The sequence below is a fragment of the Mesorhizobium sp. WSM2240 genome (assembly GCF_040438645.1).
Classification (GTDB): domain Bacteria; phylum Pseudomonadota; class Alphaproteobacteria; order Rhizobiales; family Rhizobiaceae; genus Allomesorhizobium.
This window is the reverse complement of sequence record NZ_CP159253.1, coordinates 1173103-1195462: the sequence shown is the minus strand read 5'-3', so window position 1 is coordinate 1195462 and position 22360 is coordinate 1173103. Positions and strand designations below refer to the sequence as shown.

The window sequence follows — 22360 nt, the reverse complement described above, 5'->3', positions numbered from 1 at the left end:
ACGGCAATCCGTGGGTCGGCGCTGCTCTGTTTTCGGCGCCGTCTGTTGCGAGGCAGCTTATACGCTGTTGGGCAAACACGCATCCGAGAGGACTGACCCGTGGTTGTGGCTGGCCTTGCAGCAGGCCTCTCGCTGCCGATCTTCCTGCCATTTGCCTACTGGCAATGGATGATGCTCGACACGTCAGAGGTCACTGTCGGCGCCTGGCTGGCCCTCGCCTGGTATGGCTTGGGCACGCTCGCGCTTGGCAGCTGGCTCTGGTATTCGGGCGTTTCCGAGGCTGAGGGTTCGATCGCGGCCGCATTCATGGGCGTCATGCCCGCCTCGGCGCTCGTCCTCTCTTACGTACTGTTGGGAGAGGCCTTCCGCTGGATGCACCTTCTGGGGTTTGCCGTAGTGTTCGCCGGGGTTCTGCTAATTTCGTGGGAGCACGCCCGAATGTCGCGACATGACGACTCAAGGGGGCGTAAAGGCAGGTGGCCGGTTCAGGCGGCAGGTCAGGAGAAGCCAGTATGTCAGCACTCCTGCATCGCGTTGAAAGTACGCCAAACAACGGTAAGGGTCCGCAAGTTCAGAGCTTAGAAAGCGGCTCGAAAGCAGGACCTTGCAGTGGCTCGCCGTCCGCCGAAAAATGGGATCCATGGCAGGGGCAATCCCAACACTGTTCGAAGGGGTTCCAGCGCACGACGCAGCCCATATGGGTGCAGCTCGCGCTGCACAGCTTGAGATCGCCCTCGTCAGTTCGAAAAGCCGCAGTCATTTTACCATCGATCCTGACCAGGGCCCCTTCGCCGGGAGGGATGTCGTCGACCGAGCGTACTTCGCCGCCGCCGAGATGGGCCGCCCAATGCTTCGCGGCGTGCAGGTTCTCTTTTGCGAACTCGATCGCGCCGCGCATCATCAGGCGATCGGGGTCATAAACGTCGGACCATGGGCTCGCACCTTGGTCTATCAGATGCCGGATCAGCAGCGCACCGGCCACCCCGGCGGTAAGGCCTTCTCCGCTGTCACCGGTGACAAGGTAGACCCGCTCGTATCCTGGGCTTTTGCCTATAAACGGCACGTAATCCGAGGGCTCGAACACCTGTCCCGACCACTTGTGGCTTATTGGGCCGAGTTCCGGAAAGCGCTCCCGTGCCCAGACCTCAAGCCGGTATAGACGCTCATCCATATCGTCTGCTTCGCCGGCCTTGTGATCCTCACCGCCGACGATGAGCATGTCCTCGTCACGTCCCGGATGGATACGAACGTAGTGATAGCTAGGCTCCAAGGTGTCCCAGATCAGCGCATCAGGGGCTGCGCCCTTTGGAATTGGGCCGACGATCACATACGTGCGGTAGGGGGCCTGTTTGGTGTGGATGGGAATACGAAGGTGAAAGGGAGAGTTGGTCGCCACCACAACGTGAGCGGCCGTGATGATCCCCCCGGTTCCGGTCTTGGCGCGCACTTGACCATCCTTCTCGTCGAGGCCGACGATCGGGCTTTCGGCGCAGAGGGTGGCACCTCGGCGGCGCAGAGCCTCGGCGAGTGCGTCGAGATACTTCAGTGGGTGGAAGCGCCCCTGCCGCGGGAACCGCACGGCTGGGTTGGAGCGCCATGGGCCGGGGCCGTTCTCGACCCATTCCGCGTCTGTGAAGCCTGCGGCACGAGCTGCATCCAGCTCCTTGCGCAGATAGTCGATATCCTTCTCTTCCACCGGAACGAAATAGCCATCGACCCGCGCAAAATCGCAGTTGATCGCTTCCTGCCGACAGATGTCTTCGATGCGATCCACCGCCGCGCTCTGGCTCTCATAATACTGCCGGCATACATCCTCTCCGCGCAGTGAACGCAGCTCTTCGAAGAAGTCATCAAGTTCGAAGGCCAGATGAGCGCTCGTACGCGCAGTCATGCCGCGGCCGATCCGCCCTCGGTCTACCACCGCCACCTGGTGGCCCGAGCAGACCAATTCGTATGCACATGAAAGACCTGCGATTCCGGAGCCGATCACCAGCACTTCCGTCGCCGAATCGCCCACCAGTTGTGGACCATCTTGGTCCATCGGGTGTTCCATCCAAAGCGAGCGGCTACGTTCCTTCTCGGCGTTCATGGAGAACCTCGACGGATGCGGTTCTCCTCACAACTCGCTTTCACGGCCGGAGTTCCTAAGCAACGGAGGCGTGTGTGGTGCCCGGGGCGAATGCTCCCTCTGTCGGCCAACGGCATGCAAACTCCGAGGTCCCATGAGCGTCCCTGTCAAGCCCGCTTGTCGTGCAGGATCTGAAGAAGCGCCCGGAATTTCGGGAAGGGCGCGCGATCGAGTGAGCCAAAGGATTCGGCTCTGCCGTACGGCAACAGTGTTCTACGTCGCGCGTGGTTCAACAGCGGTCATTTGGTCATGAACTGCGCCCGCGACGTCCACGGAGATGCTGTCCGCGAGCGGCGGATAGGATTTCGCATTCTCGTCTGATGGAAACCAGAACGGCCAGTTGTATTCGGGACGTTTCATTCGCCTGCTCCTGTTCGAGGCATGCCTCGCGCCAAGCGCCGTGGGTGCCGAGCATCTAAAAGAGGTCCCCGGCTGAAGACGTCCCCGGTTGACCGTCTGAGTTCGTGGAGGCTCGCAGAGAGGCTCGCGCCCCACACTAGATGTGCCCCGAGCATCAGGAGATTGCGCGTCCCTGGGTGCTCTGTGGCGGGCAAGAGTATCCGCGCAAAAGGTATCCAGCCGAGATAGCTCAGCGCCCAGACTAGGACGCCATAGCTGCCGCCGCTGATCATCCGCCGCGGCAGCAGAGCATAGATAATCCCTGCGAGGGCGCCGTAACCGAAATGGGCCGTCACGGTTGCGGTACGCAGCCCAGCTTCGCGAGTTCCGGCAACATCCACCCGCTCAATGATTTCGCGCGGCGGCAGCGGATAATCGTGGCCATCAGGAAGCATTCTGAACAGCCGGCGCATAGCTGTCGTCATCGCCAAAGTGGCCGATATGCCCGCCAAAGCTCCAAATAGGATGTTGCGCACGGGTTCTACCTTCAAGGCCCCCTTTACCCGACCTCAATAACGGCAGCGACAGAATGTTCCCGAACATGCCGGCCAGTCGCCGCCGCCATTCTTGTCGGAGATGAAGCGACAGCCGTCAAACTGGCGAATGATTCCGCGTCCTCCGCTCTAGGACTGAACACGTAGTTTTCGTTTCCAAGGGAACTTCAAAGCCCTTGAGCGGTTCTTGCGCGATGGCTCCGAATGCGTTGAGGATGAGTGGCAAGGCTGCAGACTTCCTGCACCGCTGGATCGGCGAGAACGTCATTGGACGGGAACTGGGCTGGACGTCTGTCGAACAACTGGCGGAGCTGGCCGCCGCGGCTGCGGCGGGAAAAGGCATCCGGATTAACGAGACGGAACCAGACCTGGACAGCATAGCCGCGGTCATCCTCGAAGCGATTGCGCATCAGAATGGTGGGAGGTGATCCGCCCATCCGACGACGTGCGGATTTCTATGCATCTAAGCTGGAACAAAGCCGCAGGTTTCTTGATTCTGAAGCTTCAAAGGCGTCCCCTCCTTTGAAAGAGCCAAAATCCCCGCCGCTCGTTCGGCAACTGCGAGCGGCGGGGTCTTTGTGTTCGGAACTGAGTTCTCAGGAGCCGTCTTCTGCGTTTGAACTCCGAAGCGAAGGAACTTCAAAGCCTTAGGAGCCGTTCTGACCGCGATGGAAGGTGTCGATGAGTGGCAAGGCTGTTGCAGGCACGCAGTACCGGGGGCGCCGATAAGCTCGTTGGGTCGGGTGCGGAAATCCAGGTGGACGTCGTGGGCGTTAAGGCCCGAGATGGAGAAAGTCGCGCTCGAGCGCCGCATTCGTGGCCAGGGTTTTCTAGGATTAAGGGCCACCTGCCACTGAGGCAATCACCACCATCGCCAAATCGTCGAGATCGATCTCGCCGTTTACAAAGATCTTGGAGTCACGCGCACCGCGCAACGCGTCCGGTCACAACTCCGCCTGGCGCTTCAAACTCGTCGGCAATCGCTTCTTTGACTTTTCTTCAAACATGGCGTGCTTCCGCGGAACGGCAGGCTTCCGCTCCACCTTGTCGGGACAGACGGCAGAGGCGAGTGGCACCCAGCGGCCCCGCAGTTACGGCTAGGGAGCCATCACCAACGGGCGGAGGCCGGTTTGTTCATGCTTCACCTCTAAGGGAGCGCAGGCTCATCTCGGAACGGACCAGAGCCGCCCTCTCCTCGCGAAAGCGCAGCGGGACCAGGCACGGCAACCCGAGCAATGCCGCCGAAGCGGCAGCCAGAGGACGCCCGGCCTGCATCACGGGGGCAGACCGGTTCCAGTGGCAGGTCTCGAACGCAAGGAACCTGCTGGCCCGGATTTGCCGCCAGTCCGCTTTTTAATCGGGAATACCTCGACCACTCGACTGCGGCGGCCACTAAGCCTCTGCAACGATGGCGGTCAGGCGCTCAAGAAATTCCGTCAACGCCTGCTGCGCATCGTCAGATTCGCCACTGAGGGCGGCAATTCCCCAATTCGCCAGCACAGCCTCCTCGATCGGGTCCCGACGCGCCATGAAGACAAAGGATAGCGGCCGGTCCTTCGCATAGCCGGAGTGTTTCCAGGTCTGCCACAGGCGGTGTAGGAGGAGCCTGATGTTCAGGTCCGATAGGCTGTATCCGATAAACAGGATTGTACGGCCAAGCGCGTCGGCCCTGAACTTGATATCGAGCGGTGAGTCGAAGGAGAGCCGGTCGTAATAATCCGTCTCCGTCAGAACCAGTGAATCATCGTCATCGAAGTCACCATGGAACTTGACGATCTGGGCCACGCCCTCGCGTGCCCGTGCCACGTCGCGCGCATTGGCGACCTTGACGAATTCCTTTCCTAGAATCTCGAACGCGACTTCGAGGTTGCGGTCGTAGTTGGTGGTGTAGATGATGGGGAAATCAAGCGTTACGATCAGCCGGTGAAGAACCGATTTTTCCACTTCGCTGCGGGATACGCTCCAATTGCGATCCATCCAGCTGCGCAGCGCACCAAGACTGCCCTTCTTCAACCGGTAATATTCGGCGAGCGTGAGATGATTGACGCCATTCTCCGCGCGCCGCTCGTTCAGCCCGAGTTCCGACGCTATATGGTCAATCAGCGTCTCCCAAGACGGAAGCCCGACACTTCGTGAGACGCCGGCGCCCACGAAGAGGATCGCCTTCCGCTCCCGGACCGCTTTGGCGAGGTCCTCGATGGTGCCTGCACATCGCCTCGTCTTCATCATTGGCGCCTAACCGGCAAATATGATGGGCGTTCCATCGAATCGGCAGCAGTGAGCAGACACTGCAACGGCTAACCGGAGCATCTGGTTTTATGCCTCAGATCTGGGCTATCGGAGAAGAGCGCCGCGCTGCTATCCAGTTCGCAGGCAGCTGCGCCGCCAAAAAGGACTCGCACGCGAGAGGCAAAAAGGGACGCGGCCAGAGCCCGGCTTAGCTTACCGATCGACTTCGCCGCTGTGTTCCGAGGTCCTTTAGATGGTCTCCGCGCCGCCTCTCGACCCCGAAGACGAAGACCTGGACGAGGTCGCTGGATGGTGATGGGTTCCTGTTTGCGGGTCAGCCTCTACAAGTATTCGCGCCTCGAGCGCCGCGTCAGCGAATGCGCGGCCAGCTTCTTCGGCGGTCACCTGTCCCTGGATGGTTCCGCGCAGGCTCTGTCCGCCATTGCACACATCGGGCCGGCACGGTTCGGCCATTTGTCGCTGGAAAGGCATTTCATCGCTTCCCAGACCGTGTGAACAAGGCGGGTTTTCCCAACTTTACCGAAACTGATGCGAACCGGTCGATCGAAGTGGATCTGTTTCATCACGCTCCGGAACGTCCGTCTTACGCTCGTGTTCCGAATTTGATCATGGATACTCGTGACAGTCCAGCGCCGCCGAAGCTGTCACGTTTACTCTTGGATCATGGATCCGAGCCCGGTGGGCGACCAGCCCGAGACGACTTGCCGGCGTCGTCCTCGGTCGCGATCGTGTGGTTTGTGCACTTTCAGACCATTCTCGTGCCTTAGCAATTTGGATCGCGCCCAAAAGAGCCCGTGCTTGCGAATAGCATCGCCCCACTGCCAGCCCCCGGTCGCAAGCTCAAACATACCAAGCTATCAAGCCACACATTTTTCCGGAACATTCACCACGCTCTTGGGTTTGTGGCCAGCAATCGAACGGGAGAGTGCAATGTCAGAAGCTCGTGAATGGCTGATCCAATGGCTGCGGGATGCTCATGCCATGGAGGAGCAGGCCGAAACCATGTTGTCGGGGCAGTTAAGCCGGCTTGAGAATTACCCGGAGCTAAGCCAGCGCATCCAGCTCCACCTCGATGAAACGAAGCAGCAGGCTTCCAGGCTGAAAGAATGCCTGGACAGGATCGGCGAAGGCACCTCGACGATGAAGGATGCCGGCGGCAAGCTGATGGCTACGGCGCAATCTGTCAGCGGCGTTTTCGCGGGCGATGAGGTCATGAAGGGATCGCTCGCCAGCTACACCTTCGAACACATGGAAATTGCCTCCTACACGATCCTTATCGCGGCAGCCAACGCCGCCGGGGAAGCCGATGTGGTCAGGGTCTGCGAGCAAAATCTGCGGGAGGAGGAGGCGATGGCGGAATGGCTGCGCCGCAACCTGGACCCGACGACTGCGATGTTCCTGGCCCGGGCCGAAGCCGATCGCGACGAGGCGAAGAGGTAGCGCAGGAACCTTGTCATGGCAGACAATAAGAGCAAGACCGGCGGAGCGGATCGCATCCGCGTCGCCGGAGGCCAAGAATACGAAGTCCGCGACTTCGCTGATAAGTTTGGCATCTCCTCAGGCGAGGCTCGCGATCTGATTGAGCGCTTCGGCACTGACCGCGAGACACTTGAGCGCGAGGCGAGGAAACTGAAGAAATGAAGGGCGCCGAAATCGTTCCGCTCGACGATGACATCAAGGCCAAAATTCGCCGTCAGATAGCTATCGCCAGGACAAAATACGGCCCGCGGGACTTCGCGCTGTTGTGCATCGAAGGAAGCTGGGGAGATACGCTGGATGACCGAAAGACACTCGCCATGCTGCGGTCGCTGAACCGCACCGGCTCGATCTATAAGAAGGTGATCTGCCGTGCCCCATTGACGAGCCAATAGGTCCCGCCTCAGTACACGTAGTCTCGGCTAGATTTTCTATGGGTGGTTTATTGCGGTCGCTCCATCCCTTAAGCGGGCGAGCCTCGCGCTGCAACCGGGCTGTGGGTCTTGTGCAATGGTGATCCTAGCCAGCATCACAGTACCCCCCTACTCTGTGAGATTGCCTGCCTCAAACGCTATTGCGTATGGTTCTTCTGGGGTCGAAAGACCATGACGAAACGTGTTCCGGGCTTGGCATCCTGCCACTGGACCTCTCCGCCCAACTGACGGCTCAACGTCGAAACCAGCTTTGTCCCGAGCCCGCCGGATTTTGCGAAGTCCTGACCGGCGGGAAGGCCGATGCCTCGGTCCGATATTTCTAGGCATAGCTGGCCTTCCTGTTCTGCTGGAGCAATGACAAGCCGCACCTCGCCGAAGCCTTCAGGATAGGCGTATTTCACGGCATTGGTGATCAGTTCGTTGACGAGAAGCCCGACAGGTATGGCCTGATCGGTCGGCACGCTTACGGACGCCACGTCGCATATCAACTGGTGGTTCGGCGCCGAGGCGCGAATATGGTCGCACAGATCGCCAAGATAATCGGCAAGGTCGACAGCCCGGATATCGTCCCTACGCCATAGCTGGTCATGCACCCTGGCAATGGTCTGCACGCGTGCTTGAGCGTCGGCGAGTGCCTGCAGGAGCGCGGGATCGTCTGTCGCGCGGCTTTGCATGCTCAACAAGCTGGCGACCATGGACAGGCTGTTCTTGACCCGGTGGCTGATCTCTTTGGTAAGAAATTCCTGATGGCGTAGTGCATCCTGCAGCAGGTTCTCTTGCTGCTTCAGAGCCTCTTCTGTGCGCTGCCGCTCAAGGGCTACTCCTATCAGGTTGGCAAAGCCCTTTACGAAAACCAGGTCTGCTTCGGTGAACCGTCCTTCGACGGGGCTGTCCACCTCAAGAACCCCGAACCGTTCGCCGCCGCTGTGGATCAAGGCATTGATGGCCCGCTTGACATTATGTTCGGCAAGAAGTGCGGGTGTCCGGAAGCGGCTCTCCCCCTCCAGGTGGTTGGAGATAACCGGCTCACCTGTCTTGAAGGCGTAGCCGGTGGGGCTCGTGGTATCGGCCCTGACCCTTGCCTGCCCGACGACGCCCGGTTTCCAGCCGACGCCGGCTCGCACCAGGAACTGATGCTCAGCCGGGAGGTACTCCATGATCTTGCACATCTTGCTTTGGAGCCCCTCAGCGCAAACCCTCGTTGCTTCTTGTAGCAAGGCCTGAACATCGTGGGTTTGGAGGGCGAAGTATGCGTATTCGCCGGTGAGCTGCTGCTGGCGCAAACGATAGCGCAGCTCTTCGGCAGCGCTGCCCTGCTCGGGTGAGTTTGCGGGGGTTTTGGGGTGTTCCGCTATCAACAGACGTTTCTCCCTCCCTATCTGCTCAAAGCGATCAAAGACGGTGGAAGTTCCCCAAATCCAAAGAATATCTGGGTCGTTCGGAAGCGCTGCGGCAGCCCACGAACCATGCCGCAACACGTGAAGCCACATTCGGCGAATATTGACGGCTCATCATTGTTGCCGGCCCGCAAATTCCATCAACGGCGGCAGTTGCATCCTGGGCACTTGGGCAGCAGGAAAGCAGCCTCGCAACGTTTTATCGTCGGCTCAGCGTTTCGGCTTCGAACCCATCGACTGAGGCTTCCGCCGTCGATCGCCCGCCGTCCTCTCCTCATCCCGCCGCTGATACGCAAAGGCCATGGCGGCAGCTATGGCTACTCCCGCGGCCCTAAGCAGGAGTTTGTCACGCATCTCCTGATCGCTCAGGACGCCCTGAACAGCCGATGACGCCCGGCTGGCTGTGGCGGCTACTCGTTGGGCCGCCTCGCCGGAGGTCTGCCGCATATCGTCAACTATGTTCGGTGTCCCGGCGCTCCAATCCCGCACTCTCTCTTTGACGGCACCAGCCAGCTCAGTTGTTTGCTCCTTCACTGCTTCCGCCGTCTCGCACCCAATTCGCCGATCTTCTCCGCCAGCTCGCCGACTTGCTCCTTCAAGCGCTCTGTGGCAAGGCCAGCCTTGCGCTTGCTCGCGAACTTCTGAACGTCGCCGCGCCGCCCGATGACAACACCCCGGACGAACCGGACGACTTCCGCCCGCCGTGCCCCTGCTGCGGCGGACGCATGATCGTCATCGAGACCTTCGACCGATGGGGGCAGCCGCGCGGACCCCCGACAAAACGACACCGAACCCGGAGAACCACCCATGACCCGGCATGGCCAGTCTCAAGCGGCAGGCATACAGCGTCCGGCAAGGACCGACGTACGTCTATGGTGATTATCGACTCCGACAGACCCGCGCCCAGCCGCCCACCATCTCGACAACACCGCGCGAAGGCGCAACGAAGCAGTCTGTCCGCGTTCACCCCCAGAGCTTCCCGACACCGGTCGTGCCATCGCCGACACCAGCCGAAAAACCGAAATCCCCATAGCCTTCGCCTGTGGCCCGCGGGTTCCTTCCTCGGGGATTTTCGTACGCCTGCCGGCGCCCGAAACTCTTCACGGAAGCCGTCAATCGGCTTTCGGGACGAAGTTGCTGACAGACAGCCATCGTTTGGGGCCCCATCGCGTCGACCGTCGCAGGTTTGCGAAGCGGTCATTCGTCTACGCTTCGCGGGATGAGTAGGCTGTCTCTCTTGCATTAGCCCTCGCATCCAGCGGCGCCTTCAGTTCCGCTTCATCCAGCGTCTCCTTCTCGAGCAGCGTGCGCGCGGTCGTCTCGAGCAGGTCACGTCGCTCGGCGAGCATTTTCACCGTTCGGGCAAAGGCTGGGTCTACGATCTCCCGCACCTCCTCGTCCACGGCCGTTGCAGTCTCGTCGGAAAAATCGCGATCGCGAGGACCTCCTGCCACAGGATTGGGCGTGAGGAAGGTCCGCTGGTCGCTTTCCAGCGCGACATGGCCCAGCTTTTCGGACATCCCATACCGGGTCACCATCGCACGGGCGATGTCTGTGACTTTGGCAAGATCGTCTGCCGCGCCGGTGGATAGATGCCCGAACACAATCCACTCCGCCGCCCTGCCGCCCAGGAGAACCGCCATCTTGTTTTCCAGTTCCTCGCGGGTCATCAGGAAACGATCCTCTGTCGGACGCTGGATCGTATAGCCGAGAGCGCCCACGCCGCGTGGGATGATCGATACCTTGTGCACGGGATCGACCCTGGCAGCGCCAGCGTGACGTGCCCCATCTCGTGATAGGCAACGATCTCGCGCTCGCGCGGATTGAGCAAACGGTTGCGCTTCTCCAGGCCGGCGACAATGCGCTCCACCGCATTGTTGAAGTCGTCCATGGTGACCGCGTCCGCACCTCGCCTGGTCGCGAGCAGGGCCGCCTCGTTGACCCGATTGGCAAGGTCGGCGCCGGTGAAGCCGGGTGTCAGCCCTGCAACTTTTTCTGCGTCGACATCGCGGCCGAGTCTCGCCTTCTTCAGGTGCACCTTGAGGATCTGAATGCGGCCGACCCGGTCCGGTCGATCGACCAGGACTTGCCGGTCGAAACGGCCAGCTCGCAAAAGAGCGGGATCGAGAATTTCGGGCCGGTTCGTTGCTGCAAGCAGCACCAGTCCGGCCGAGGAATCGAAGCCATCCAGTTCCACCAGGAGCTGGTTCAGCGTCTGCTCCTTTTCGTCATGGCGCATCTTGACCCGTTCCGTGGACGGAAATCACGCCAAACACGTTTGCTCGTATCGGACATGCGCCGATGACCTGACAATGGCCGTCACGGTCGAGTTTCTGCGCCGCCCTTGGCTAAACGCGCGGCAGCCTGGATCGGTCATGGGGCGTCCTGGATTCTTTTATGACGTGACGATGTCTGGACGGCGCAGCCGAATTTTTGACTATGGTTCCTTCCTCAAACAAACGCGCCGGTTTCATCCGCAGCTGTGCCATGTCTGTCTGAATGCTCAACGCAGCTCGATCAGGTTGACCGTTCCCAGCATTTCCGGCAGGGCCGTCCATCGTGCCGATGCTTCAGGAAATAGCCGAGGCAGCGCACAACACATTGCGGCCGGACCACAGGAAGCGCTGCTTTTCCGATTTTGACGACGGTGTTTCCTCCGCCGTCAAGGCGGTCGATGTTCTTGCGATGCAATGGCCCGAATATGTCCTTGGCCCGAGCAATCCCCTGACGTTTCTCGATACCGAAATGCCATGCAATTTTTTCACGATTTCCTGAACTTCCGGCGCAAGGCGATCAGAGAGCCGCGCCCTTCGGGAAACGCGCGTCTCGGCCTTCGGAACGATCCCTTGCGCGAAGGACCGGGCCACTTGGCGCGAGCGCCCTCGCAATTGCTTCAAGACAGTAGGTGCAAAGGGCGTTGCCAATTCTGCCATGGCAGCCAGAATCCGGTGGGGCAATTAAGCCGATCTGACACTATGGACAAAAAAGAACTAAAGGAACTCTCCCGGCGCGGGCTCGCTCTTCTCCGGTTCAGCGAGGATGAGCGAGAAAACATTGAGAAGACGCGGCATCGCAGCATTCGCTTCTCGTTGACTTTTCCGCACGATGTCGCGCGCTGCGATGGGTGCGCTCCCTCCAGACCGCGGCAACTTCTATTCACGCGTCGTATTCGGCCTCATCCGACCGATCAGACCGTCTTGGCTCGCCGAATTGCTCGTACCCCTGGAAGAGACAACCCTTCGTTCCTCGTCCATCGCCCTGGCCGTCGACGATCAGCCTTACAGGCGCATATCCCCCAAGCTCGGTCGGCGGCTGATCGACGATATTGCTGCCGCCCCGGGAAACGAGCCGGTATTCCAGTTGTAATTTTGGCTCAACAGTGCCCCATACGGTGTGCCTGTGCAAAACTTCACCCAACCTGGGGAAGATTACACGCGGCGTGGCTCTGATCGAGATCCACAGGGTGCATACTCGAAACGTCTGGGGTATGCAGTACTCAACGCGCGTGAAGAAAGAGTACTGACATGGAGCTCCGCAAGGATCGTTCTCTCGACACCTTGGCTCGCTCGGGGAATGTTGCCCAATTCGTTAGCTTCATGCCGGCTGCGGCGGGAAAGCTTAAACAGCAATATTCCCGTGTCACCGGGTTCGAGCCCAACTACGAGTTCGCTGATCTGGAGGAAGCGCTGGGTGCTCTGCTCTCCAGGAGCTCCGACCTCTCTGTCAACATTCGCAGCTACGCCCCTGATAGTCCCAGGAGCCACGAGTTCGTCTACGGCCTACGGTCGTTGGACGAGGCTGTTGCCGCAGCGCATCGCCTCGCTGCACAGGGGCTGTTCATCATCGCTAACGAAACGATCGACATTAACGATGGCGGCGTGTCCGGTGTCGTGCAGGGGGACATCGTAGAGTTCGCTCCCGATGATACGCCACGTTGTGTGGAAAAGCCAGGCGTAGCATCGCTGCCGAAGGCATGGGCTATTGCCATGCTGAAAATCGTATACGGCTTTTCTCCCGACATCGACACAGGTTCGGAGAGTCGGCTTGAGTTCAGCATCCATCCGCGACCCAGGGGGTGGAAGCAGAGTCACACTCTGGCTTGGGAGCTGGAGCGGCTCAGCGAAGCGAGTCCAAAACCGACATTAACCTGGCCTAACCGCTTCAGCCGCCATATTGGCGATAAGGCGTACGGATTGTTGATGGCGCATGTCGCGGGGCTAAGCGTTCCCCGCACCACCGTAATCGGGCGTCGCGTTGCGCCGTTCTCCTTCGGGAAACCTACTGGCAGTTGCGAGGTTTGGACTCGGACATGCCCCCATGAGCCCGAGCCCGGCCTCTACACTACACGCAAAGGTTGGACCGATCCCTTCCGCCTCATGGCGGAGGAAGATCCCAGGCACGAGGCCATAGCATCCGTGATCAGCCAAGATGCGGTTCCTGCAACCTATTCGGGCGCGGCTATCGTCACAATAGGAGGCGCTCTGCACATCGAGGGCCGCGCGGGCGAAGGAGATGGTCTGATGCTGGGGCACGACCATCCGGAACAGCTGCCGCTGCAAATTCATCAAGACGTGACCAACGTCTTTACCGAACTCTCCCGCATGCTTGGCGCTGTTCGCTTCGAATGGGTCCACGATGGCAAGCAGGTGTGGATCGTTCAGTTACATCGTGGCGCCACGGTCACATCCGGGACCGTGCTGGTCCCCGGGGAAGCCAGCCGCTGGTATCGTTTCGAGGCCGCCAACGGACTGGAGGCGTTGCGTGCCTTCCTCCGAGACGTCCCCGAGGACGGCGGGGTTTCGATCGAGGGAGAGATTGGTCTGACCAGCCACTTAGCCGACCTGATCCGGAAGGCGCGCAAGCCGGCAAGGATCGCCGTTCCTGCCTAAGCTTCGAAGGGTCCATCGTCGGGCGCCGTTCCCTTCCGGCGCCACAGCTCGGTCAATTGCCCGTCCGAGAAGCGGTGAGCAGCGATCAGGTGATCCATAATGTCCGGCACGGCGTCCGTCACTACCAGCTCGACAAGGGCATCCTCCACAGGACGAGGCTTACTGCGGCGCTCGGCATAGGGGTAGTCGGCGATCGGCACGAACGTGCCGTTGCCCCGCGGCTGCGCGCTCATGATGGTCGAGCCGCTATTGATCGGGCTAAGCAGGATGCGGTCCTGATGTGCCTCTACCAGGGATGCGGTAGAGACGGTGAGAATGGTATGAGGCGAGGACCGGTACGCCTTTGCGCGGAGCAGCCGCCAAAGACGCTTCCGGTGCAGCCAGAAGAAGGTTTTGCGGTTAAGAGTGCGATACCAATCACTGGGGACCAGACCGTCGCCAAGACATTTCAGAAGCGCGGAGTCGCTCATCGGCTTGTTGTCCCGAATGGTTACATCGGGGAATCCCTGCCGTCGAATGATCACGCTGTTCGGCCGCCGTCGATTCTCAATAAGAACCCGCTCCTGACCCACTATGCCGTACCGATCGAGCAGCGCCGACGTGCTCAGCAAGCCCTGCGCGCGGATGGAGTCGAACGACGCATCCTCTGCCATGTGGAAGAGGCGCGGGTAAATGCGAATGAGTTCTTGCTCGTCCAATCGAGTCCTCAGCGCCAGTTGCGACGGTCGATGATCACGGCGTCCTTGCCGAAGTCCTTGGCTATCAGAGAGACTGTGGCGTTGGTGACCCGCTCCACCTCCTCGATGAAGGCCTTGGTTTCCGACGTCAGCTGATCGAACCGACGGACCTTTCGATTTGCGATATCGATATAGTCGGCGAAAGTCAGCGCGATATCCGTGGCGCCGTTTAGAACCGCCGCACGGCGAGCTTGCTCCCAGTCGAATTCGCCAATACGACGCTGCTTGCCAGACACGGTGCCCACCTCGATTTTTTTTATTTCCTCCACCGTAATCCCGCTGCGTTCCGCGATGGCATCGAACTGGATTTGCTCCATCATCGGCCCAGACGTGCCGCCCACTCGGATGGGGTAGGTTCGCATCACCATGATGACTTTGCGAACCCTAGTCGGAGCGATACCGGCGTCTGCCAGGCAGCCAGAGGCCGTAGTCTCTCGCGAGGTCACGTGCGGGTAGCTCCCATGATGGATGCTGAGGTCCGTACCCTGAGTGCCCTCCAGTAGCACCTTCTTTCCCACGGCGAACGCCTTCTCGAGCTCGGTCTTAGTGCAGCGAACAAAGTCCTTGAACTCGGGAATGTCCCGAGCGAGGCGGACACGGCTGCCCCAGTACTCCTCGCTATCCCGCCCCATGATCTTGCGTGCCGTGGCAACCCCCACCCCTTTCTTGGTCGAGCCGATTACCTCAAGGCTGCCCTCTTCCTGCTGGATATCGGTGTCTTCGATGATGATCGCCTGGGGATCTATCGACAGGCGCTCTCCAGTGAGTCGGAGATCTTGGATCTCCTTCGACACTTGCTTGATGGATAGGGTGGCACCTGCACCGACGAGAATCTGAGCACTCGTGTTGGACTGCGTCCCCGCGGGCAGCTGGACGTAGTCGTATTTCGGGTAAGCCACTTTGTGCCCGGCATTAGGGCCGCCGACACGCATTAGCACGTCGTACTCGTCGGCGATGTGCGCGCAGATGTTGCCCTTGCCCTCGCTGCCGAACTGAGCGCCGACCAGTACATCGACGCAACGTTCCACCTCTCCTGGGAACAGCCCCAGTCCCGCGACGGCGCGTGCCAGAAGCGATGACGCATCGCAGCGATGCGTCTCCAGTACTCGATCAGCAATAGCTGCCAAGTTCTCTATGTTGGCCTCAGTGCCGTGCTTCCTTGCTTCGTCATAGCTGGGAAATTCCTGGATATCCTGAGGTCGCTTGAGATAGCGGTCGCGCAGCACACCTAACGGTGCAGTGAGATGGATATGCACGATCTGATACTCCAGGCGCTCCGTGAAATGCTCGCGGAAGTGCTCGACCTGTTTTATCGTCCGCACCGCATCCACTAACCAGACGTGCTTGTCGAGTTTCGTTCCGCTTGCCTTGAGGAACTCGTCGAGCACCCACTTCTCGTCGGTTTCCCCGTCCAATCGGAGGCCTAGAGCGATTAGAGCCTTTCTGTCGGCATCCGGCTGCACCTGCAACAGCAGCTCTCGGGTGGATACGTGCTTAGCGCCGAAGCGAGCCTTGAAAGCTCCAGCAAGCTGAGACTTGCCGGACGACATTGCGCCGGACAGCAGGAAGATTGTGTGCATGGCCCCCCTCGGGCGTGAATTCGAACTGTCCATGCCGTCGATTTCGCTGGGCTGTCGCGCTCAAGCACGACAGCTTGCAATCGCCTGTCTGGACACCTCAAATACTTGGTAAGCCTGAATAGCAGGGAGGGGTGCGATTCGACAAGGTCGGGAGCAACACAGCACAGGAGAATGCCTTGCAGGGCTGGGCTCGGGAATCTTGTCACGCTCAGCGGCCGGCGCTCAGCCGATCGAACCTGACGAGAAACTCTTCCTTCGCCGCTTCCGGGGCCAGATATCGGACGACAATGGGTGCCGGCTCTATGCCTTCCGCCCTGGCCCAAGCATCGGTCCCAGCCGGCATGATCTGGCTCTGCTCGGCGGCCAGAACCCTCAGGTCGGCCCGCTTGACGGCTGGGATCGGCTCAACCGGCAAATCGAAACGCTTCAGGATGGCGTCCTGTACCTCACGTTCGATCCTCCGATAGTCCGGCAACATTTGCTTCAATGGCCGAGTTATATCCCCCAGAAACGCCTCGGCGGCATCGTGGAGCAAGGCCTCAAGGGCATGCTCCTGGACCATTTCGCTCACCAGAATGCTGTGTTCAGCAACGGAATAGAAGCCGCGGCACTGCCCAGCGTAGCGGCAAAGGTTTGCCAGCCCTTGAGCGATGTCCTCGATGGTGAACTTGCTTGTTGCCGGCGAGCGAAGATCAAGCCATGCCCCGCTGTGGAGCATGATTGATGGCCCGACTTCCACCTTCAACGCCGTCACCTGCATCCGTCGACACCCCATGGTTACTACTGCCTACCCGCTAGGTCGGCACGCGTGTGCCGTCGTCACCGCGGTCGAACTGCTGATGCGAATAGCCTGGACGCGCCATACTGTCGACACCCCTCACCAAATTCGATTGAGGGAAAAGTTGTTGAGCATGGATGAGGTAGACCAAGCAGCAACGATAAACGAAACCGCATCGAGTGGCTCCTCGCATGAAAGCCTTAGACGCTTCTGTTTGGTGCTCATCAGACTTTTTCGCGAGAAGCATACCGGTAATCGATTGTCCGATTCCGAGCGGAACAGCCATGTTGTGCGCGCACGACAGGTCTCTTTGGGTCAATTTGGCCATTTGTTGACGCGCCGCCGAGTGGCCGCTCCTGTGCGCGATCTTTTTGTTCACAAAGTGGAAGAACCGCGCCTAATCGGCCCCAGGCCTTAACTCCCTATTCTGAACCAGAAATTGGTCGGCGCCGCGATTCCTTTGACATATCGGCGGCCGCCAAGCCATCCCTTTTCGCCTTCGCAAACGCCCGATCGCTTTCCAGGAATGCCTCAAGCATGAACGGGATGAGTTCAGCGACAGATTCGGATTCGCCATAAGTCTGACGATACAGCGATGCGTAGTCGTGAAGCGCCCGGTTGAGCTCAGCACTGACAGTGATGGTGATTTTCGAGGGCGAGCGGTCGGGCAGCTTTCCCAGCTTCAAATTTGCCATTGGTGATCCCTCCCCTGTCCGATCGTTCGCGTAAACAGTTCAGCCACTGTACGGCCGCAACATGAGGTCCTTATGGATGATCACACGCAGCGGCCATCCGGGACGGACAGTGATGGTGGGCTGGATGTTGAGGTTCTTTTCGGTGATGCGCTGGCCGGCGCGGCTGACGTTCTGCTGGGTGGATTCGCGGATGGCACGGACCAGATCACTTTCATCTTCGCCTAGGCTCAGCTCAGTGCCGACGCCGAGCAGCGTGGCGAGCGCGATGCCCTTGATCAGCTGCCACGTATGGAAGTCCACTTCGTCCTCAAGGCCGGAGTAGCCTGCGGTGTCGCTGGCGGGCAGGTTGTCGATTTCGATGGAGGAGCCGTCGGGCAGCAAGATGCGCTGCCAGACGAGCAGCGCGCGCCTTTGGCCGAAGGCAACGACGCTGTCATAGGTACCGATGAGGCGAGATCCCTGCGGGATCAGCAGGACACTGCCGGTGACTGTGTCGTAGACGTTTTCGGTGACCTGGGCGACGACGAGACCCGGCAGGTCGGACTTAATCCCAGTGATCAGACTCGCGGCAATCACGCTGCCGGCCATGACCTGATGGGGCGAGGCCGGCACCTGCAGTGCGTGCGGATTGTAGATGCCGCCGGTGTCGCGCGATTGCAGGAAATCCAGCTTGCGCTGCTGGTTGTTCTGGTCACCTTCGGCCGGCGCCACGGAAGCGCGTGCCTGCCCGGTGTCGGGCTGTTTGAGCGTTGCCCCCAACTGCGAACGCGCATCCTGCCTGTTCCGTGCGGTATCCTTCTCCCCCGGCCTGTTCTCGATTCGAAAGAACACTTCCGACTCACGTGCCTGAATCGCCTGCTCCGCCAGGCGCTGTTCCTCGGCGGAAACGTCCTGTCCCGGCGCAATGCCGAGCTGGCGCTGGCGCTCGAGGATCGGTCGCCCAAGGTCGCCCGGGAGAGGCGGTCCGAGCAGCGGCGCTTCGCGCTTGATTTTGGAGTAGTCCCCAGGAAGCGCTTCAAGCCCCTCCGCTGTCGGTTTACGCTCCGTGTCGTAGAGCTCTTCGGCCTGCTCCTTGATGCGCAGAGCCGGTCCCTGCAGCGCGATCATCGTGACGCCCAAAATGGCGCCCGAACCAAGCGCAGCGATGGCGATGATGACGCCGCGTCTGAACCGCACGACGCGGCGCGGCGACGCTCGCAGCTGCAGATCCTCGGGATCGGCTTTCGGAGGAACATCGGATTGGAATGTGCCGGTCATGACACCTCCCCTCACCGGCCGGAGCGGGCAAAGAGCGATGGATGCCGCCGTGGCTTGCCGTCGGTCCGCGTGATGCGCACCACCTGCTGCGGCTGCGTACCAAGCCGCAGTTCGGCGGCGGCAAAGAGCCGGTCAACGACGTAGTAGTTGCCTCGCATCCGATAGTTGACGAGCTGGTTGTCGCCCTTGACGCCGACCACGAAGAGCGGCGGGGCCTCGCCTTGGTCGATGCGGCGCGGGAACTCGATATAGACCTTATGGCCGTCGTCGAAGGCGCGCACCGGGCGCCAGGGAGGCGTGTCGCCGGTAATGGAATAGCGGAAGCGGATATCGTCCAGCGCCACGTTGTACGCCACCGGCATGGCAGCCTCGGCTTCAGCATTGCGCCGGCGCAGGGCAATGATCTGGTCCTCGCTATAGGTCCAGGAAATCGCTGCCATGGCGGTCTTTTCCGTGCTTTCGAGCTGTAGATGGTAGGAGCGTCGGTCCGTCGTTACGACGAGATTAGTCGTCAGTCCCGGCGCGAAAGGCTTGACCAGGACATGGGTGCGTTGGTTGTCTCCGGTGCCGCTCACCGTGTCGCCAATCACCCAGCGCACCGTGTCGCCGGCCGACACCGATGTGAGCGTCTCGCCCGGCTGCAGCGCGATGTCGGTGACGCGCTCGGGCGCCGCATAGAGCTGGTAGAGCGCGCCTTCAGCGTATGGGTAGACCTGGACCGCGTTGACATAGCCATGTTTCGTGGGCTCCTGAGTGGCGGCCTTATTGGCATCGGCGACGCGCTCCGTGGGCGGACGCTTGTCCTTGGCCACTATTCCCGGTTCGGGCTGCAACTGGCCCGGCAGCGGAAGAGGTTTTGGGACCTCGACGATCTTGACCGGCTTGACCGGCGCCTTCTCGATTGCCGCCGGTTTGAAGCCCGCCGCATCGTAGGAAATTTCGGGCGGCGGCACCGGCTTGGACGCGCAGGCCGAAAGGACAAGCGCCGAGGTTGATGCGATCAGCGCAGCGCGGAACAATGGCACTCTATTCTTCATTTGCTGGCTCCTTCGGGGAAACGGGTGTCGGCGCGGCGCTGTCGAGTTCGCGAGACCAGTCGATGGCATTGACGAAGACGCCGAGCGGGTTCCTGCGCAGTTGGTCGGTGTTGTCTGGCGGGCGGATCACCATCGTGAGGATCGCGGTCCAGCGGGTGGTGCTGGCGAGGCTACCCCGCTCAAAAACCTGTTCGGTCCATTTGACCTGGAACGAGCTCTCGGACGCCCTGACCACGCTGGTCACCTGCACCGACACGCTGCGCGTGCCGATTCTGCCGAACGGGTCGTTCGCCTTGGCGTATTGGTTGAGGAAAAGCGCGGCGCGGTCGGTTGCGAAGTCGTAGGCCGACAGCCAGTTCTGCCGCACCAGTACTGGATCAGTGGAGACAGAGCGGACATTCGAAATGAATCGGCCGAGATGCCAGGCGATCTGGGCATCGGACGGCTCATAGTCCTGGATGGCCGGCGCGACGGCGCGCGCCTCACCAAAACGGTCGACCTCGACGACGTAAGGCACGACGCGGCTTTGCATCGACTGCCATAAGAGCGCGCCGGAAAGGCCGGTCGCCAGGGCCAGGCAGCCAAAGGCCATGAGCCGCCAGTTCCTGGCCTGCAGGCGCGCCGAACCGATGCGCTCGTCCCAGAGCTGCCCCGCCTTCTGATAGGGCGTGACGGGTTCGGGTGTCTTCCCGTAACGCTGAACGGGTCGCTTGAAGAGCATCTAGTCGTCCTTGTCGTTGAGGGAGGGATTGGCTCCGCCGCCTGGCCGGTCGCCATCACGGACGGCCTGCATGGCAGTGTGGCGATGGGCTCGGGCCGTCTGCTCGGAACGCAGGCGTTTTGCCCACGCTGGCGCGGCATTGACCGCCGTGTTGGCAGCGGGTTCCTGCCGGGATGAGGTCGGAGCACCGCCCGTCGCCGCCCCGGCGGCGTCGCGGCCGGCTTCAACGCTTTGACGCATCGGATTTGTTACGGACCGTGCGCTCTGCATCACTGCGCCGCCGGCGGCTCGTGCGACTCCGCCCATTCCAGCCGCCACACCTGACAGACCAGACTCGCCGGATGTAATCCTTCCGAAGCGGTAGGCCGTCGAGGTAGCAGAGCCCATGGTCGAGCCGGCGCGGACCGCGGCCAGACTGCCGCCGGTAGCCATACGGACGCCAGCGAATGCCGTGCCGCCGGCAACGAGCGTCGCGCCGGCCGCCGCTGCTGTGGTTCCGAGCGCGGCGCCTGCACCAAGCTGAGGTGCGCCAGAAACGAGTCCGGACGCAATGCCTGGTCCGAAGATGCCGAGACCGAGCAGAGCCAGCGCGCCCAGGACCTGCGCCATGGCGGCGGCAAGATCTGGTTCCTGGCCCTGGAGGGCGGAAGCGAACTCACCAAAGAGCGTCGAACCGATGCCGACGATGACGGCAAGCACCATCACCTTGATGCCGGAGGAAATTACGTTGCCGAGCACGCGCTCGGCCAGAAACGCCGAGCGGTTCCACAGCGCGAACGGCACCAGCACGAAGCCGGCGAGCGTGGTGAGCTTGAACTCCAAGATGGTAATGAAGAGCTGGATGGAGAGGATGAAGAAGGCAATGATGACCAGGAACCAGGCGAGCAACAGCACGAAGATCGTCAGCGCATTGCCGAAGAACTCGGGGAAGCCCACAAGCTGGCTTGCCTGATCCAGCAGCGGCCAGGCGCCTTCGAAGCCGGCGGCGGCAATGCGGCCCGGCCGCAGCAGATCGTCGGCCGACAGGTTGCCGGCCGACGCATTGATCCCGAGGCCGGCCAAGGAGCGGTAGATGATGCCGGCGAGGTTCGAAAAATTGTTCAGGATGAAGGCGAAGACACCGACATATAGAACCTTGCGGACCAGCCGGCCGAGAATATTTGGCTCGCCACCGAACGCCCAGAACAGACCGGCCAGCGTGATGTCGATGCCGATCAGGATGGTGGTGAGGAAGGCGACGTCGCCCGAGAGCAGACCGAACCCGCTGTCGATGTAGCGGATAAAGGTCTCCATGAACCGGTCGATGACGCCGAGATCGTTCATGCTGCCGATTTCCTCGCTTCAGGCGATGCCGGCTCAGTTGCCGGAATAGGCCTTGCCAGAGCCGAGGAAGCGCCGCGTCGTCTTGCGCGCGGCTTCCTCCGACTGCGCCTTGCGGGCGGCGTCCTCGGCTTCGGCGCGGTACTGGGTCGCAAGCAGCGTCTGGATCTGCATCTGCTGCTTGGCCGACAGCGCCATCAGCTGATTCGTCGCCTGCTGGGCCTCTAGTGCGCCGGTGGCGCCCTGGCTGCGGTTGACGAGCTCAGCAAGCAGGTCGCCGTCGGCCTGGACGTTCTCGACGATCTGCGACTGCACCCGCATTGTCTGGCGGAAGGCTTTCATGGCGCTTTGCCAGCGCTCGCGTGCTGCTGAGGCCAGGTCGTTCACCTTGATCGTGCCGTCGTAGCTTTCCGGATACTTTTCTCGCCATTCACTCTCGAGCTGGCCAAGGTCAAAACTCAGCCCGTCGGCCTGGATCATCAGTCCATCGATACGGTTGAGCGCGCCGGTCAGCTGGCCTAGCGAGGAGAAATCCAGGCGCTGAAGGTTGCGCGCCATGTTCTGCAGCATCGTCGCCTCGTTCTGCAACGACTGGATCTGGTTGTTGATCTGCTCCAGCGAGCGTGCCGCCGTCAGCACGTTTTCCGCGTAGTTCTTGGGATCGAAAACAGTGACGGCGAAAGCCGGTGGGGCAAATCCGGCGATCGGCTTGAGGATAAGGGAGACGGTGACAAGACCCGTGACAAGGTGGCGCCGCATGATTCTGAA

Annotated in this window: 22 protein-coding genes and 1 pseudogene; 8 read left to right on the top strand and 15 right to left on the bottom strand. The window is 60.9% G+C overall.

All coding sequences use genetic code 11. The annotated features are described in order from the left end of the window. Nucleotides 1-99: 99 nt before the first annotated feature. Nucleotides 100-582 carry a DMT family transporter gene (locus tag ABVK50_RS05690; protein ID WP_353642482.1) on the top strand — a complete coding sequence of 161 codons (483 nt, stop codon included), beginning with the start codon at nucleotides 100-102 and terminating at the stop codon, nucleotides 580-582. On the opposite strand, the gene ABVK50_RS05685 is transcribed toward ABVK50_RS05690, so the two are convergent. Next, on the bottom strand, nucleotides 572-2089 hold the full coding sequence (locus ABVK50_RS05685; protein WP_353642483.1) for an FAD-dependent oxidoreductase: 1518 nt from the start codon (nucleotides 2087-2089) through the stop codon (nucleotides 572-574). The two genes, ABVK50_RS05690 and ABVK50_RS05685, sit on opposite strands and share 11 nt — an antisense overlap. A gap of 252 nt (nucleotides 2090-2341) precedes the next feature. Further along, a complete protein-coding gene (locus ABVK50_RS05680; RefSeq protein ID WP_353642484.1) occupies nucleotides 2342-2488 on the bottom strand; it encodes a hypothetical protein in 147 nt (48 codons plus the stop codon). Between the two features lie 748 nt (nucleotides 2489-3236). Between ABVK50_RS05680 and ABVK50_RS05675 the strand changes: the two genes are divergently transcribed. Beyond that, nucleotides 3237-3449, top strand: coding sequence for a hypothetical protein (locus ABVK50_RS05675; protein WP_353642485.1), 213 nt, complete (start codon nucleotides 3237-3239; stop codon nucleotides 3447-3449). Between the two features lie 964 nt (nucleotides 3450-4413). Here ABVK50_RS05675 and ABVK50_RS05670 read toward each other — a convergent pair. Next, nucleotides 4414-5247 carry an SIR2 family protein gene (locus ABVK50_RS05670; RefSeq protein WP_353642486.1) on the bottom strand — a complete coding sequence of 278 codons (834 nt, stop codon included), beginning with the start codon at nucleotides 5245-5247 and terminating at the stop codon, nucleotides 4414-4416. Nucleotides 5248-5651: 404 nt separating this feature from the next. Then, the gene (locus ABVK50_RS05665) at nucleotides 5652-5834 is read right to left on the bottom strand and encodes a DUF982 domain-containing protein (protein ID WP_353642487.1); all 183 of its coding nucleotides are present in this window, start codon (nucleotides 5832-5834) and stop codon (nucleotides 5652-5654) included. Nucleotides 5835-6252: 418 nt separating this feature from the next. On the opposite strand from ABVK50_RS05665, the gene ABVK50_RS05660 reads away from it, so the two are divergent. From ABVK50_RS05660 to ABVK50_RS05650, 3 genes are read left to right on the top strand one after another with little or no spacing between them, the layout of a single operon-like run. Next, nucleotides 6253-6711, top strand: coding sequence for a DUF892 family protein (locus tag ABVK50_RS05660; RefSeq protein WP_353642488.1), 459 nt, complete (start codon nucleotides 6253-6255; stop codon nucleotides 6709-6711). Nucleotides 6712-6726: 15 nt separating this feature from the next. Continuing rightward, nucleotides 6727-6912 carry a DUF3606 domain-containing protein gene (locus ABVK50_RS05655; RefSeq protein ID WP_353642489.1) on the top strand — a complete coding sequence of 62 codons (186 nt, stop codon included), beginning with the start codon at nucleotides 6727-6729 and terminating at the stop codon, nucleotides 6910-6912. Then, the gene (locus tag ABVK50_RS05650; RefSeq protein ID WP_353642490.1) at nucleotides 6909-7142 is read left to right on the top strand and encodes a hypothetical protein; all 234 of its coding nucleotides are present in this window, start codon (nucleotides 6909-6911) and stop codon (nucleotides 7140-7142) included. The genes ABVK50_RS05655 and ABVK50_RS05650 overlap by 4 nt, the downstream gene beginning before the upstream one ends. Before the next feature lie 176 nt (nucleotides 7143-7318). Here ABVK50_RS05650 and ABVK50_RS05645 read toward each other — a convergent pair whose 3' ends face one another. Next, nucleotides 7319-8539 (bottom strand): histidine kinase dimerization/phosphoacceptor domain -containing protein, encoded by a 1221-nt coding sequence (locus ABVK50_RS05645; RefSeq protein WP_353642491.1) that lies wholly within the window; start codon nucleotides 8537-8539, stop codon nucleotides 7319-7321. On the opposite strand from ABVK50_RS05645, the gene ABVK50_RS05640 reads away from it, so the two are divergent. Further along, nucleotides 8525-8968, top strand: coding sequence for a hypothetical protein (locus tag ABVK50_RS05640; RefSeq protein WP_353642492.1), 444 nt, complete (start codon nucleotides 8525-8527; stop codon nucleotides 8966-8968). The genes ABVK50_RS05645 and ABVK50_RS05640 overlap by 15 nt on opposite strands. An 815-nt stretch (nucleotides 8969-9783) precedes the next feature. On the opposite strand, the pseudogene ABVK50_RS05635 reads toward ABVK50_RS05640, so the two are convergent. Continuing rightward, nucleotides 9784-10811 (bottom strand): annotated as a pseudogene (locus tag ABVK50_RS05635) (AAA family ATPase); the annotation flags it as partial. Between the two features lie 79 nt (nucleotides 10812-10890). Between ABVK50_RS05635 and ABVK50_RS05630 the strand changes: the two are divergent. Both ABVK50_RS05630 and ABVK50_RS05625 read left to right on the top strand, forming a co-directional pair. After that, on the top strand, nucleotides 10891-11220 hold the full coding sequence (locus ABVK50_RS05630; protein ID WP_353642493.1) for a hypothetical protein: 330 nt from the start codon (nucleotides 10891-10893) through the stop codon (nucleotides 11218-11220). Nucleotides 11221-12102: 882 nt separating this feature from the next. Then, complete coding sequence (locus tag ABVK50_RS05625) at nucleotides 12103-13467, top strand: hypothetical protein (RefSeq protein WP_353642494.1); 1365 nt, start codon at nucleotides 12103-12105, stop codon at nucleotides 13465-13467. Here the strand turns inward: ABVK50_RS05625 and ABVK50_RS05620 are convergent. The 9 genes from ABVK50_RS05620 to trbJ all read right to left on the bottom strand — a co-directional run bounded on the left by ABVK50_RS05620 (nucleotide 13464) and on the right by trbJ (nucleotide 22351). Continuing rightward, nucleotides 13464-14165, bottom strand: a complete 702-nt coding sequence (locus ABVK50_RS05620) for a hypothetical protein (protein ID WP_353642495.1) — start codon at nucleotides 14163-14165, stop codon at nucleotides 13464-13466. The two genes, ABVK50_RS05625 and ABVK50_RS05620, sit on opposite strands and share 4 nt — an antisense overlap. An 8-nt stretch (nucleotides 14166-14173) precedes the next feature. After that, nucleotides 14174-15784: an adenylosuccinate synthetase gene (locus ABVK50_RS05615; protein ID WP_353642496.1), complete on the bottom strand. Its 1611-nt coding sequence runs from the start codon at nucleotides 15782-15784 to the stop codon at nucleotides 14174-14176. A gap of 208 nt (nucleotides 15785-15992) precedes the next feature. After that, on the bottom strand, nucleotides 15993-16502 hold the full coding sequence (locus tag ABVK50_RS05610; protein WP_353647015.1) for a hypothetical protein: 510 nt from the start codon (nucleotides 16500-16502) through the stop codon (nucleotides 15993-15995). 482 nt (nucleotides 16503-16984) lie between these two features. Next, complete coding sequence (locus ABVK50_RS05605) at nucleotides 16985-17257, bottom strand: DUF2274 domain-containing protein (RefSeq protein WP_353642498.1); 273 nt, start codon at nucleotides 17255-17257, stop codon at nucleotides 16985-16987. 39 nt (nucleotides 17258-17296) lie between these two features. Beyond that, complete coding sequence (locus ABVK50_RS05600; protein WP_353642499.1) at nucleotides 17297-18514, bottom strand: TrbI/VirB10 family protein; 1218 nt, start codon at nucleotides 18512-18514, stop codon at nucleotides 17297-17299. Between the two features lie 11 nt (nucleotides 18515-18525). After that, entirely contained in the window at nucleotides 18526-19551 is a 1026-nt protein-coding gene (gene trbG / locus ABVK50_RS05595) for a P-type conjugative transfer protein TrbG (RefSeq protein WP_353642500.1), read from the bottom strand. Beyond that, a complete protein-coding gene (gene trbF / locus ABVK50_RS05590) occupies nucleotides 19541-20272 on the bottom strand; it encodes a conjugal transfer protein TrbF (protein ID WP_353642501.1) in 732 nt (243 codons plus the stop codon). The genes trbG and trbF overlap by 11 nt, the downstream gene beginning before the upstream one ends. Continuing rightward, nucleotides 20273-21595 carry a P-type conjugative transfer protein TrbL gene (gene trbL / locus ABVK50_RS05585; RefSeq protein ID WP_353647014.1) on the bottom strand — a complete coding sequence of 441 codons (1323 nt, stop codon included), beginning with the start codon at nucleotides 21593-21595 and terminating at the stop codon, nucleotides 20273-20275. It lies immediately after the preceding gene. 33 nt (nucleotides 21596-21628) lie between these two features. Beyond that, a complete protein-coding gene (trbJ, locus tag ABVK50_RS05580) occupies nucleotides 21629-22351 on the bottom strand; it encodes a P-type conjugative transfer protein TrbJ (RefSeq protein ID WP_353642503.1) in 723 nt (240 codons plus the stop codon). Nucleotides 22352-22360: the final 9 nt, after the last annotated feature.